The 13,182-nt window shown below is 53.8% G+C and carries 14 protein-coding genes; 2 read left to right on the top strand and 12 right to left on the bottom strand.

Annotated features, from left to right (window positions below; all coding sequences use genetic code 11):
• Window positions 1-17: 17 nt before the first annotated feature.
• Complete coding sequence (locus BQ5383_RS05880) at window positions 18-656, bottom strand: DUF4358 domain-containing protein (protein ID WP_071430268.1); 639 nt, start codon at window positions 654-656, stop codon at window positions 18-20.
• A gap of 241 nt (window positions 657-897) precedes the next feature.
• Here BQ5383_RS05880 and BQ5383_RS05875 point away from each other — a divergent pair, with 241 nt between their 5' ends.
• On the top strand, window positions 898-1,581 hold the full coding sequence (locus BQ5383_RS05875; protein ID WP_071430266.1) for an RraA family protein: 684 nt from the start codon (window positions 898-900) through the stop codon (window positions 1,579-1,581).
• Window positions 1,582-1,685: 104 nt separating this feature from the next.
• Here BQ5383_RS05875 and BQ5383_RS05870 read toward each other — a convergent pair whose 3' ends face one another.
• Window positions 1,686-2,972, bottom strand: coding sequence for an MFS transporter (locus BQ5383_RS05870; protein ID WP_071430264.1), 1,287 nt, complete (start codon window positions 2,970-2,972; stop codon window positions 1,686-1,688).
• Between the two features lie 107 nt (window positions 2,973-3,079).
• Between BQ5383_RS05870 and BQ5383_RS05865 the strand changes: the two genes are divergently transcribed.
• Complete coding sequence (locus tag BQ5383_RS05865; RefSeq protein ID WP_071430262.1) at window positions 3,080-4,006, top strand: LysR family transcriptional regulator; 927 nt, start codon at window positions 3,080-3,082, stop codon at window positions 4,004-4,006.
• A gap of 54 nt (window positions 4,007-4,060) precedes the next feature.
• Here BQ5383_RS05865 and BQ5383_RS05860 read toward each other — a convergent pair whose 3' ends face one another.
• From BQ5383_RS05860 to BQ5383_RS05810, 10 genes are all read right to left on the bottom strand, one after another.
• Window positions 4,061-4,318 carry a hypothetical protein gene (locus tag BQ5383_RS05860; RefSeq protein ID WP_071430260.1) on the bottom strand — a complete coding sequence of 86 codons (258 nt, stop codon included), beginning with the start codon at window positions 4,316-4,318 and terminating at the stop codon, window positions 4,061-4,063.
• A gap of 32 nt (window positions 4,319-4,350) precedes the next feature.
• A complete protein-coding gene (locus BQ5383_RS05855; protein ID WP_071430258.1) occupies window positions 4,351-5,241 on the bottom strand; it encodes a nitrilase-related carbon-nitrogen hydrolase in 891 nt (296 codons plus the stop codon).
• A gap of 248 nt (window positions 5,242-5,489) precedes the next feature.
• On the bottom strand, window positions 5,490-5,663 hold the full coding sequence (locus tag BQ5383_RS21045) for a hypothetical protein (protein WP_172724594.1): 174 nt from the start codon (window positions 5,661-5,663) through the stop codon (window positions 5,490-5,492).
• Window positions 5,664-5,840: 177 nt separating this feature from the next.
• Window positions 5,841-6,803 carry a threonine ammonia-lyase gene (locus BQ5383_RS05845; RefSeq protein ID WP_071430253.1) on the bottom strand — a complete coding sequence of 321 codons (963 nt, stop codon included), beginning with the start codon at window positions 6,801-6,803 and terminating at the stop codon, window positions 5,841-5,843.
• A gap of 12 nt (window positions 6,804-6,815) precedes the next feature.
• Window positions 6,816-8,390 (bottom strand): amidohydrolase, encoded by a 1,575-nt coding sequence (locus BQ5383_RS05840; protein WP_071430251.1) that lies wholly within the window; start codon window positions 8,388-8,390, stop codon window positions 6,816-6,818.
• A gap of 202 nt (window positions 8,391-8,592) precedes the next feature.
• Window positions 8,593-10,035 carry a cell envelope integrity protein TolA gene (locus BQ5383_RS05835; RefSeq protein ID WP_071430249.1) on the bottom strand — a complete coding sequence of 481 codons (1,443 nt, stop codon included), beginning with the start codon at window positions 10,033-10,035 and terminating at the stop codon, window positions 8,593-8,595.
• Complete coding sequence (locus tag BQ5383_RS05830; protein WP_071430247.1) at window positions 10,032-10,595, bottom strand: hypothetical protein; 564 nt, start codon at window positions 10,593-10,595, stop codon at window positions 10,032-10,034. The genes BQ5383_RS05835 and BQ5383_RS05830 overlap by 4 nt, the downstream gene beginning before the upstream one ends.
• The gene (locus BQ5383_RS05825; protein WP_071430245.1) at window positions 10,592-11,074 is read right to left on the bottom strand and encodes a cupin domain-containing protein; all 483 of its coding nucleotides are present in this window, start codon (window positions 11,072-11,074) and stop codon (window positions 10,592-10,594) included. The genes BQ5383_RS05830 and BQ5383_RS05825 overlap by 4 nt, the downstream gene beginning before the upstream one ends.
• Window positions 11,067-11,582 (bottom strand): RNA polymerase sigma factor, encoded by a 516-nt coding sequence (locus BQ5383_RS05820; RefSeq protein ID WP_071430243.1) that lies wholly within the window; start codon window positions 11,580-11,582, stop codon window positions 11,067-11,069. Before BQ5383_RS05820 ends, BQ5383_RS05825 begins: the two co-directional genes overlap by 8 nt.
• A gap of 286 nt (window positions 11,583-11,868) precedes the next feature.
• Complete coding sequence (locus tag BQ5383_RS05810; RefSeq protein ID WP_071430240.1) at window positions 11,869-13,164, bottom strand: putative glycoside hydrolase; 1,296 nt, start codon at window positions 13,162-13,164, stop codon at window positions 11,869-11,871.
• Between the last annotated feature and the right edge of the window lie 18 nt (window positions 13,165-13,182).

The following is a 13,182-nucleotide window of genomic DNA, read 5'->3' as shown; positions in this document are numbered from 1 at the left end:
GGAACTTTTGAGAAAAATCAGCCGTTGAGGGCGCTGACGATACCACCATAAACAGTGTCCTGGTCCTCGCACATAACCAGAATCATGGTACCATCCTCCAGGGTTTCCACCCGGGCGGCCTTGGCTACTTCATACTGGTCGGCCAGATACTGCTCAAAGGATTTTTTCTGATACTCCACAAAGCCTTCCAGGCCGGCCTTTACAACATCCTCATGACCCTCCGCAGGCTTGACCACAGCAACGCCATAGGCTTTGACATTGATCATCGAAACGCTGATGGCAGCGGCCTCCACATCATCCGGGCCAAAACCCAGCATTTCAATGAGGTAAGCATCCTTTTCGGCATCCAGGGTGGTCTGAATGGGCATAACTTCGTTCATCTCATCATCCCGGGCGGCGGTGATGGCGTCAGCGTACTTCTGGGCCAGCTCACTGGTCTCACCGGCAGGAGCGCTTTCTCCCTCGCTGCTGCTCTCCTGAGAAGAGGATTCGCCAGTGCTGCTCTCAGGGGTGCTCTCCACAGCGCTGCTGCTCTGGGAGGACTGGGAGCTGGAGGAAGAAGAGGAAGCGTCGTTGCTTCCGCAGGCAGCCATAGCTGCCACCATAGACAGAGCCAACATCAGAGCGGCGGCTTTTTTCCAATACAGTTTCATCATGTTTATACTTCTCCTTTAATTTAATTTTAAAAATCATGACCGGCTTTTCAGCCATCTGCGTACTAATAGTGTTTCCTGACAATGGTTTTATTGCGTCCTTAAGAAAAAAATTTTAAGATTTTCTTTTTTTCGTATTTTTTCATTGACAGCTGTCCTGTTTTCATTTTATCCTATGGTACATGGTCTGGAAAAGAATCTGTCTCATTTTCCGGATCCATGGAAAGAAAAGGAGTGTTTTTTGATGCCTATCGGCTTTCGTGCCATTACCAGTTTTGAGCGCCCTGATCCTCATCTGGTGGAAGCGCTGGGAAAAATCCCCAGCAGCAATATTGGAGACTGTGTCCGCCGGATGTATTGTATGTTCGGCGGTATCCGCCCCTTTAACAAGCGTCCCCTTTCCGGTGTGGCCTTTACGGTGAAGGCGCCGTCGGGAGATAACCTGGTGGCCCAGATGGCGCTGGATTATGCCAGTCCCGGGGATATTATCGTGGTAGACGGCGCGGGCTATCCCGACCGGGCGCTGGTAGGCGGGATGATGCTTACCTATGCCGAATCCCGGGGATTGGGAGGCTTTGTGGTCAACGGGGCGGTTCGGGATCTGGATGATATTGCAGCCAGTCCTTTGCCGGTGTTCGCCATGTCCGCCACTCCTCTGGGACCTTACCGGGAAGGCCCCGGCGAGATGAATGTTCCGGTGGTGTGCGGAGGTCAGGTGGTGATGCCCGGCGATATCCTGGTGGGGGATTCCGACGGTATCGTGGTCATTCCCCGGAAGGATGCTCCCACAGTGCTGGAGCTGGCCAGACAGAATCTGGCCAAGGAGCAGGAAGAGATGCAAAGTATGCGTACCGGCGCCTATTCCTCCGAGCTGCATAAGGAGACATTCCAGCGGGATTTTCTCCGCCACGGCGGCAGCTTTGTATAATCATAACCATCAGCGGCAAACAGAAAACAGCCCCGCTCCCAGTGTTTTTCGCACCTGGAGCGGGGTGTTTTTTATGGAGTTTTACTTTTCAGAGGAAGACAGGCTCAGCTCTGAACCGATGAAGCGGCAGCTTTCTCAGCGGCTCGTTTGGCCATTGCTTTGGCGCTGTAATCGGGGGTGAACAGGCAGAGCAGAGAGTACCACAGAGGAGTGGCGCAGCAGACCGCCAGGCCGGTATACAGGCCATACAGGGTGATTAGTTCTCCTATGACCGAAGACCCCAGCGCGGAACCAAGAGAAACCATGGTGAGCAGAACGCTGGTGGCCATTTGCACCGCCTTGGGGGGCAATCCCAGTTTATAGACATTGGTGAAATACAAAGGCACCGGCAGATAAGAGACAAAGCCGGTAAAAGCGGAAACCAGGCACAGCAGTGGCAGGCTGGAGATTTGCAGAATGATGAAGTAAAGGATGGACAAGGCTATACCGCTGCCTACCAGAACGGATTTGTTCACATCCAGCTTTTTGGAGAGTTTGGGAGAAACGATGGAAGCAATAGCGGAAAAGACCGGGAAAAGTCCGGTGGCAAGGCCAGCCTGAACATCGGTAAACCCTCGCTCAGACATAAAGTATGAAGGGAAATAGTAGAAAAAGCCGATCCAGATAATAATGGTACCGGGATAAGCCAGGGCATAGAGAATAACGGTTTTCTGAGACAGGGCCAGAAGGAGGGGGCTTTTTTCCTTTTCCCTGGAAGGATTGCTGCTATCCGGCCGCTGTACCGGAATATCGGGATCTCTGCGGTTGACTTTGCTGTAGAACAAAATCCATAGCACGGCACACAGAATCATCAACAGGCAGATACCTTGATAAACCGTCCGCCAACCGCCCACCAGAGCCAGAATCTGCGCCATCAGCAAAGTGCCGCAAGTTTGCCCCAGAGGTTGAACAAAGTTTTCAATACCATTGATCTCCACCATTTTGTCGGCGGGTACCCGACGGATCTTGATGACCACCATACAGCTGACCAGACCGGTGGCCCCCGCTCCGGCGATCAGCCTGCCGATATACAGCATGGGCAGACTGTTGGCCAGAGAAAAAAGGAGACAGCCTGCAGCGAAGACCAAATAAATGGAAGGAAGGGAGTATTTGGGATTGGAACGGGCTGCCATGGCAGTGATGGGAATGTTAGCCACTACCGCAATCCAGGATGCTACAGCTCCCACGCTGCCGATGGTATCATAATCCATGGCAAAGTCTTCCATGATACCTGGTACCATCATACCATAGCCGAAGGTCAATATCTGGGAGAGGGCGATCGCCAGCCAGCCCACCCACAGCAGAATCCAGACATCTCCACTGACTTTGCTTTTTATCTTGCTCTCGCTCATCTCATACACCTCGATCTTTCTGTTTTTGAATATTTGAGTATTTACAACATCTTTTTTGTTATTATATAATAAAAAATGGTAAAATTATCATAAAGGGGGAGCGGATCATGCAGTACCACCAATTGCTTTACCTGGTGCGGGCCGCGGAATGCGGCAGCTTTCGCAAGGCGGCCAGAATACTGGGAATTTCCCAGCCCAGCCTCAGTGCTGCCATTATCTCCCTGGAAAAGGAACTGAAGGTGCAGCTGCTGACTCGTACCAACAAGGGAATTGTTGTGACACCGGAGGGGCAGCGTTTTGTTACCCTCGCGCAGGATATCGTCAACAAGACTACGATGCTGCAAAACCTTTACAGTGGTTCCGATGGGTCCCATATCATACATACCCTCAATATTGCCACCAACCCCAGTCAGATCACTCTGCGTACCCTTAGGGAAATGCGTCAGAGTGTGCCCATGAGGGATATCCGGGTATCGGTACGCAACCTGTCAGTATTGGGATGCGCTTACAGTGTTCGCAGCCAGGAAAGCGAGGTCGGGGTGGTGTTTATTACCTCGGGACAGTATAAGCGATATATGGCGGCCTTTGAGGAAAATCATCTGGAGTACCACAGGGTTTCCACCAAACGGTGCTGTGTTAATCTCAGCAGGCATAATCCTCTTTACAACCGGGATATGGTCAAGTATGAGGAACTGCTCGCATTTCCTTTGGCGCGGTTTATTGAGGACGAATTGTCACTGCTGGATAATGTGGTATGCAACATCGGAATTGGTCAGCAGGACTTCCGGCAGGTCTATTATTTTGACAGCGACTCCTCCATTATCTCCTTTGTCAAGCAGACAGATGCTGTCAAGTTTGGTTTTCCGTGGTGTAAAGAGGATTATGAAGCTATCGGTGTACGCTGTATCGATTTTGCCGGCAACACCCAGCCCTTGGAATTGGGATGGATTCGCCAGAAAAACAGAGCACTCTCCGAAGGTGCTCAATATTTTGTGCAGACCCTTACCCGACTGTTTGGGGATGAGGAAAAATAGAGGCCCCGTCCCCCGGCGGGAGAGCATGGGAGACGGGGAACGGGACCGGAGAACTCAGTAATTGAACTGTTTTTTCAGTTCTTTGGTTTGAGCCGCCATATAAGCGTTGTAAAAGAAGGTAGCGTTATCATAATATTCCGGTACCATCCGCTCCAGAATGGAACGCAGGGTAACATATTTATCAAAATCCACCTTCACTTCCAGGTCCCCCGCCTTGGCCAATGCCTCCGCCTTGGAGATGGGGAAGGAAATGCCTGCTTTTGTCACTGCCTTCATCATAAAATGAGGCTCACAGGTAAAATTTTTGACCATGGTACAAACTCCTTTCCGCGATGAATTTCGGGTCATTTGTTGTATACGGTATAGTCCTCATAGCCCAGCCCAAAGCCATCCAGATCAGGACAGGAAGCGCCTCTGTGGGCGGAATCCCATACCCGGTTGGTTCCTACTGCCTGAATGGCGGTGGCGGTGGCGGCCAGAGGAGAAATGTCGGCACGCAGCATCCACTCCCCGGTGAGGGGGGCTTCTGCCAGGATAACACCATTGGGGTTTACCACCATGGAGTTGCCGCAATAGACAAAGGCTTCATCCATACCAACAGAGTTGGCGGCAAGTACATGAACGTTGTTGAAAAAGGCTCCTGCCTGATTGCTTAATTTCCAGGCGGCCTCGTAGGGGCCCATCCAATGGGATACATGGATAATGACGTTAGCGCCGTTGTGGACCGCTTCCCGCCAGATCTCCTGATAGTTGGAATCCGCACAGATGATTACAGCAAGCTTGGCTCCTTTGGGACCCTGGCAAACACCGCATTCCCGGCCGGGAACAGTGGGCTCCCAAGGCAGCCAGGGACACATTTTTACATATTTGTGGACGATTTCTCCTTCGTCATCTATAATAATAGCGGTGTTTTCAATGAATCTCCCGTCATCCGGTTTGACCCAAGGATCAAAGACTCCCCAAACGCCCAATTCCTTGCACTTGGCTCTTACCCGGCGAATAGGTTCGGAATCCATTTTCAGAGCTACCTTGATCCAAAGGTTGGGACACATCCCCTGGAAACAGCATTCTGGGAAGATGATCATGTCAATTCCGGGAAAACCTGTGACTGCACGATCCATAAATTCCAGAATCCGGTCGGTGTTGTAGTCCACATCCTCCATACAGGTAGCACTTTTGGGCGCGAACTGTACCAGTACTGCGCTTAATACTCCGTTGCCAATATCGACACTCATGCTGCATCCTCCTTTTGTCTCGGTTTGGATTTTGTATCTTGCAACATTATTTTATCTAATAATTTTCAACATTTCAATTTATATTTTGTATTTATTGTACAATGATAAAAAGCACCTATAGGGATAGAAGCGATCAATCACATAGAAATAGCTGGAAAATATCTCAAACAAAAAAGCAGGTTTCTACAGGGAAATTTTGTCCGCAGGTAAAGGGGCTAAATTACAGGGAAGAGTAAAACAGCAGCTTTTTACACTTTCGGTTCTAAAAAACTCTGTTCTGTCTTGGGGTCGGGTTTTGAGAATCTTCCCTGAAAACAATATGCTGCCAGCCTTTCTTTTGGAAGAGAAAAAATGCCCCCAAAGAGATCCGTTTTGCTCTCTGTTTGCCAAGGATCATTTATATTTATATAATTAAAAAGCATCCCATACAGCTCCTGAAAAAAGAGGAGGTATGAGATGCTTTTTACTGTAAAAAGTTTTTGGAGAAAGAAGGGAAAATCAGGGTACCAGGAAAGAAAAAGGCATAACTTGGGTTCCCAAAGCGGGAAAAACATCCCAAAAGCCCGTTCTTTCACCGGGTGCTTTGTCAAACAAAATTTTTACGCCTCTGTCAGCAGCTGGGTCATCAGCCCCGCATCCAGATTGCCGCCGGTGATAACAATGGCGGTGTGATGCCCTTGGAACAATTCCGGATAAGCGCGGAAGGCAGCTACACCTACTGCGCCGGCACACTCGGCCACGACTTTCTCCTGCTTGAGCAGAAAAGCGGCGGCAGCGCGGATGTCGGATTCCTCCACCACCAGCACCTGATCGATGCAGCTTTCCGCCATGGCGTAGGGGATCTCTCCCACACCGCCCACCAGAGCGTCGCAGACCGTTTCCCCGATGGGATACTCCAGATAGCAGGTGTGATCCCGCAGAGAAGCGGCCATGGCAGGACAGGCGGCGGTTTGTACGCCGATGATCCGGATGCCGGGTTTTAAGTGCTTGGCAGCGACGCTGATGCCGGTGATGATGCCGCCCCCGCCGATAGGCACCACAATGGTGTCAATGTCCGGCTGCTGCTCCAGAATTTCCAGACCGATGGTTCCCTGGCCCGCAATCACTTCCACATCGGAGCAGGGATCGATATAGGTCATCCCTTCCCGGGCCAGGGCCTCCATGGCAATGGCATGGCACTTATCATAATCCTCACCGGCCATCACCACCTCAGCCCCATTCCAGCGGATCTTGTCCGTCTTGGCCTTGGGGGTACAAAGGGGAACATAGACCTTCACCTGGTCTACGCCCTCCAGTCGGGCTGCCAGAGCCACACCGGCGCCATGATTGCCGGAGGAGATGGCCATGACCCCCTTGGCGCGCTGTTCCGGGGTCAGGGAGGTCATCTTGTTCAGAGCGCCCCGGCACTTGAAGGATTTTAACTTCTGCTGGCACTCCAGCTTATAGTATACTTGGGTTTGACCATCGCTCAGCTCCATGGACAAATCCAGGGGGGTTACCGGCAGACGTCCGGCGATCCGCTCCCGGGCTTTGAGCACATCTTCAAATACGACTTGTTCCATTGGCACGCCTCCTTACAGGTTCCAGTAGCCGATCAGCTGACGGCTGCCGTCATCAGAGACCGCGACTACAGTGAGGCTGTCCCCCTCAGCCAGAGGAATCTGGGAGGAGGCGGAACCGCTGCCGGTGAAGGAAGCGGCCACAGCGCCATCTTTTTCCACTGTCACCTGGCCGGAAAAGCTCTCAGGCAGCAGGATCAACTGGGAAAAATCGGCGGTGATCTTCTGGCCGGATATCTCCACGCCCTGGCAGTTGAGGAAGGCTTTGGGATCGGGCCAGTAGGAGGGATTTTTGGGATACCGGTCCCCCGCCAGCTTCTTTTCATGGGCAGCCTTCAGCGTTTCCACCATCTGGGGATGCTCGAACAGATCCAGGATCATGGTGGAGATGGCTTTTACCTGGGTCTCCATAGCGGTGTAGGCGGCGGAGCAGTTGCCCTGAGCAGTCATTTGCAGGGTGTGGCCGGGGGTGTTTCGGGCCACGTTGGAAACATAGATGGATACATGAGGCATGATCCAGGAAACGTCACCCTCGTCGGTAGCGCCTCCCTGGTAGCCCTCCGCCCAGGGGAGAGGTGTGATCTGCTGATGGAGACCGGAGCCGTCACCATACTGCCGGGCGTTCTCCAGCTCCTCCTGGGTGAAAGCGGGAGCACCCACCGCATCCAGATGCTTTTGGGCCAGCTCCGCGTATTCCCGCAGCAGAACGGTGTTATAAGTGCGGTCTACATAGTCGATATCCACGGTGCAGCCGGTGGCCAGGGCAGCGGCGTGGGCACAGTCATCTACCCGGTCGGCAACCCCGTCCATGGTGGCCCGGCAGGCGGCGCGGACCACATACAGGCTCTGGGCGATCTCCGGCACAATATTGGGGGCGTCACCGCCCTTGGTGATGATGTACTGGATCCTTACATCGGTGGGGACGTGCTCCCGCAGATAATTGCAGGCCACATTCATCAGCTCCACCGCGTCCAGAGCACTGTTGCCCAGCCAGGGATAGTTTCCGGCATGGGCTGGCTTTCCGTGGAAGGTATAGCTCTTGGTCAGTGTACCGGCGGAGACGGTGTAGTTGACCTTGTTTTCGTCATGAGCGTGGAAGCCCACAGAGAAATCCACATCGTCCATCAGCCCCTGATTGACATAATAGGCTTTGGAAGCGTAGTTTTCTTCTCCCGGGGTGCCGTAAACCCGGATGGTTCCGGAAACAGTTCCTTCTTTCAGTACATCCCGCAGTACCAGAGCTGTGCCCACCGCGGCGGCGGCAAAAAGGTTGTGGCCGCAGCCATGGCCATTGGCTCCCGGATTGGTGGTGGAAAGGTTGGGCAGAGCGTCATATTCGCACAGAATGGCAGCCACAGGCCCCCCCTGTCCGAACTCCGCCACAAACCCTGTGGGAAAGCCGCCGATTCCTGCTGTTACCCGGAAGCCTTCCCGCCGGAACAGGTCGATGAGCAGAGCGGCGGAATGATATTCCTCCAGCCCCACCTCAGGCCGTGCCCACAGAGTACGGCCTACCTGCTCCATTACAGCGCGATACTGACTGGTCAGCTCCACAGCCCGCTGCTGATTCTGATCAAAAATTTCTGCCATGGAAAATCGGTTCCTTTCTTCCCGCTGATTTTGCGGTTGTGCCGCCGCGGGTATAACTGGAAACATTATAGGACTGCCCCGCAAAAAATGCAAGGGTATTCTAAAAAACAGCGAAAAACCCCCTGTATAAGCGTATAAAAATACGAATATGCAGAGGGTTGATGATATAACTGTATTTTTTTACCAAAAAAGCTTATTTCGCTTACTGCTGCGGAGCAAGGGAAGGGGCGGGAGCTTGTTCCGCTGCGGTTTCTTCCCCATCGGAATCGGAAGCGGCTTCTTCGGAAGGAGGTTCTGTGGTGGAAATCGTCTCATCAGAGGAAACCTCCTCAGAAGGGAGCGCATCCACTGTCACACCGTAAGTATTTTCATAGTAGGTGATAACATCATCCCACAACTCTTCCGGCAGCCCATACAGGTCCAGGGAAAAGACCGGCGGGTAAACAACAGAGCCGGAGCCGTCGGCGATGGTGATGGTCTGTCCCAGAATCTCATCGCTTACACGGTATTCCACCAGAGGCAGCAGGGATTCCCAAGAGTAGTTCCCCATATAATCATTCCCCAAATACAGCTCAAAATAATATTTCTGGCTATTGGAGCGGATATTCAGCTGGTTGGGCAGGGCGTTTCCATCGGATGTGAGAGCGGTGAGCAACTCCGAAGCGGTTTGGGCGAAGTCCTCGCTGGTGGTATAGGCGGGGGCCAGCTCAATATAAACGGAGACGAAATCCGGAGTGTTGTCCGGAGGAGAGAGGGGATCATAAAACTGGTCGTAAGAAAGGGTGGAATTGACATAGATGGAGGTCACCTGGGAACAATCCCTCAGCAGCGACTGAATCCGCTGGGTCTCCGCCGCTTCAAATTCCGCCCGGGCCTCGTAACGCTGAGGGCCGAAGTACCACAGAGCCATGGGAATAAAGGACATCACAAGGGCGATTCCCAGAGCGCAGAAGGAAATGAACAGGCTGCCAAAGTCGAAACGGAACTTTTTGGGTCCCAGCAGATGGCACAGCAGAATTTCCACACCCAGCAGGATGATGACTGCCGGACCAAACCATTGCAGGAAGGTCAGCTGGGTGCCGGGATGGGTCATCCACCACAGGATGACGCACCCTAAAGCGATGCAGGTCAGCCCCAAAGTGAGGGTGCCCATCCGCCGCAGACTGCGCCGCTGACGCTTTTCTTCCCGTTCCTCAGCCCGGATGCGGGCCGCCTCCTCCAGCCGCAGACGTCTTTCGTCCGCTGCCTGCTGCTGGCGCTGGCGCTTTTCCTCCTCCGCCTGCTGCTGACGAGAGCGCCGTTCTTCTTCCGCTTGCTGCTGCCAGTGGCGGCGGTCCTGTTCCACCTGCTGCTGCCAGGCCTGCTTTTCCGCCTGTGCCCGGTGAAACCTGACTCGCTTTTCCTGCCGCTCCTGCTGGCGGCGGCGCTGCTTTTCCTCAGCTGTCTCCTTGGGGCCGGTGGAAAAACGATCTTCAAAGATGGAACGTTCCCCGCCGTCGGAAGGAATGTTGGGGACAGGGGAGCTGTCTGGGGGCTGCGGCTGTTCTGTTCCGGATTCTGTTGGAATCTTGTGGGCAGGGTCAGCATCCGTCAGACGAGGTTCTTCCGGCTGGAAGGAGAGATCATTGCGTTCTTCCGGTGTCATGTCAGGTCCTCCTTGTCGTTTGACTGTTCTCTGCCGCCCCCATAAAAGGTGACGTCATCTTTGCTGTCCTCAGGCAGTTTCTTTCCACGGATGAGGTAAACGCCGAAGAGAATGATGGCTACTCCCAGCAGCAGAGAGGGCAGCGCCCAGAAAAAGCCGCTGAGCCAGGGAAGAAAGCGGTCCACCAGACTGCGGAGAAACCGGTCGTAAATGAGATAGGCGCCTATGAGGATAAAGCCCCAGCCGATGACAACAGGAAAACGTCCGGAAATTTCCTTGAGATTGAGGCCAAACAGGGTGCCGTCGGAGGAGAGAACGGGATCATCGGGTACCGCATCCAGCTGCGCCCAGGTCATGTTTCTCAGGTTGAGGGTCTCAAAAAAGGAGAAAAACCAGATCACCGGCAGCAAAAACATCAGGTATGGAATCAGGGTGCACAGCGCCACGATGCCCCAGAACAGGAGCATGATGGAGGCGCCCCGTTTCAGCAGTCCCATATACATTTCTCCGGCGCCGGGACAAAAAGCGCACAACAGGGAAAACAGTCGGCTCTTTTTCATGGTTGATTATGGCTCCTCTCAGGTAAGATTTGTTCCATCAAACGGGTCAGGCTCTGGGAAAAGTTCTGAGAAACTTCCTCCATCCGCTGGCTGAAGCCGTCGCTGTACTGGCTCAGGCTTCTGTCCTCCACCATCTCCGGCGGAGTGGTAAGCATGGTAAAACAGCCGGTAAACCACAAAATCATGGCAATACAGGCGGCCAGACCCATGGAGCAGTATTTGCTCAGATAAAAGCGCCGCAGACGCTGGCGAATCTTCTCCAGTACCCCCTGACGCAGGGTATCGGGGGCATCCAACAGAATGTCACCGGTGAGCAGGGCGGTGTAGCGGTCAATGCACCGGTCACAAAAGGACAGATGCTCCGCCGCTTCCAGACGGGACAGCTCATCCAGTTCCCCGGCGATCAGCCTCCGGAGGGCTTCATCAGTGAGATGTCCGGTATCGTTGTCAAAACAAAGGAAGTTTTTGTTTTCATCCATCCCTGTCACCTTCTTTCAGTACTTTTCGTAATTGTTCTCTGGCGCGGTAGATTTGGGTCTGCACGGTCTTTTGGGGGCGCCCTAAGGCTTTGGCGATTTCATCAGTGCCCTTTTCCTCCAGAAAGTAAAGAACAGATACCTTTCGGTAGGGCTCGTTGAGGGACAGGACCGCCTGACGGATCTTTTCCACGCCTTCCCTCACCAGGATCCGATCCTCAGGACCAGTCCCCGGCGGCGCGGGCCGTTCCGGACTGTCCTCTCCGCTGTCCAGCTGTACCTTTCGTGCGTAGGCGCTTTTGAGATAATCCCGGGCTTTGTTGGAAGCGATGCGGGCAAGCCATGGCTTCAGCTCGTTGGGATCGCACCGGTCGATATGGGTGTAAGCGGAAAGAAAGGTTTCCTGGGCCAGATTCTGGGCTTCAAAATGGTCCTGGACCATTTGGTAACAGATGGTGTAGACCAGCCGCTGGTACTGCTCCACAACATCACTGAATTGTTTGTTTGTCATTGGCCGGTCGTCTCACCACCTGTCCATGGATTTGCCCTTTCAGTCAATAAAACGATGGATGGGGAGGGGTTTCTTCAAAAAAGGGAAAAATTTTTTGTCTCCATGCACTGGAAATTTTTGGCTTAACAGGGCTGCGGACAAAGAAGAGGGGCACAGCCTGAATCATCTGAAAAAGAGACTTGGGCAGCGGTTATACAAAAAAGTCCATTTTGCTGCTCAAAAGGAAAAGGAGCCCGCTCCATAAAACTATGGAACGGCCCCCTTCAATTGGTGGTTGAAATAAAAATTACTGCTGGGGATAGATGCCGCTGGGGCTGTAGCGGTAGAATTGCTCCATGCCGTACTCAGCGGCGGCCTCCTCCTGGCTGACTACATCAGCGGCAGTATAGGTGCGGTTGCCCGCCCCGGTAACGGCAGTGGAGGTGTAAGCCTGAACCATGGCAGCCAGCTGTACCGGTGTTCCTTCCTCGCTGGAAGCGGCCTCCAGGGTATCCTGGCAGATGGCAAGCACTGCGGTGATGGTACCGGCAGGATCCAGCAGAGGCTCGGAAAGGGTCAGCTCTTCTGTGGTGATGCCGGCGCCGAACTGCTCCGGACGCACATCCACCATGGCTCTGCCGGCGGCCTGCAAAATCAGCTCCGGCTGTTCTCCGCAGCGGATGGTGCTCAGCCCCGACAGGGAGGTGAGGTTGATCACCGGCCATACCTCGCCGCCGTTGCCGGCCGCGGCCGCTTCCGCCTCAGCGACAAAATCAGCCAATACTGCGGATTTATCCAACGGACCGGTGTTGCCGTAGGTGGCCAGCTCCAGGGAGTACCCTTCGGGGAACTGGAGCCCATCCAGCATAATATACTCCACACCGCGTCGGCTGGCCTCATCCACCAGCTGCACCAGATAATCACGGGCCATGGGATGGTTGGGATTGAGCCAGGGCACGCCGCCGGCGGACTGAGCGTTGTCGATCCAGTTGATCTGGCTGTCCATATATTTGACTGCCGCATCATACATGGAAGCAGTGGAAACATGGTCTTTGAAGGTATAGAGAATCCCCACCGGGGTCATATCATGTTCCAGGATGGACGCTGTCACCGTCTCCAGGGAGTAGGGAACCGTGGAGAGGGCCAGGTTGTTGGCCACGATTTCCAGCTGGCTGTCGTAGAGCACCACACCGGTGGAATCCTTCAGTTCAAAGGCAACGCCTTCCACTCCCTGGGCCTTGAGGCTGTCCAGGGCGGAGGAAAGAGCAGTGGGATTGAAAAGAGTTTGGGTGGGAAGATAGGCGGTGCGCTCCGGCAGGCCGGTGTGTTCTCCGCTGTCCGGAACCACAGGGGCGGAGGAAGCGGAAGAAGCAGAGGAAGCGGAGGAAGGGGAGGTGGCTTCAGAAGAAGCCTCGCCCTGTGACTGACCCCAGTTGGGAAGCTGGAAATCGCTGACCAGCTGATTGATGGGATCAAAAGCAAACCAGCCGACAGCGCCGAAAACCAGAACAATGGCAATGATGACAACATTGCGGAAAATCCGGGCGTTTCGCTGCCTGCGGCGGTCATAGTTGTATCGCTTTATTTTGACGAATTTAGCCAAAGATCTCGCCTCCCGAAA

It is taken from the genome of Angelakisella massiliensis (assembly GCF_900104675.1).
GTDB classification, from domain to species: Bacteria; Bacillota; Clostridia; order Oscillospirales; family Ruminococcaceae; genus Angelakisella; species Angelakisella massiliensis.
Note: the sequence above shows the minus strand (reverse complement) of the source record. Positions and strands in the feature narration are given on the sequence as shown.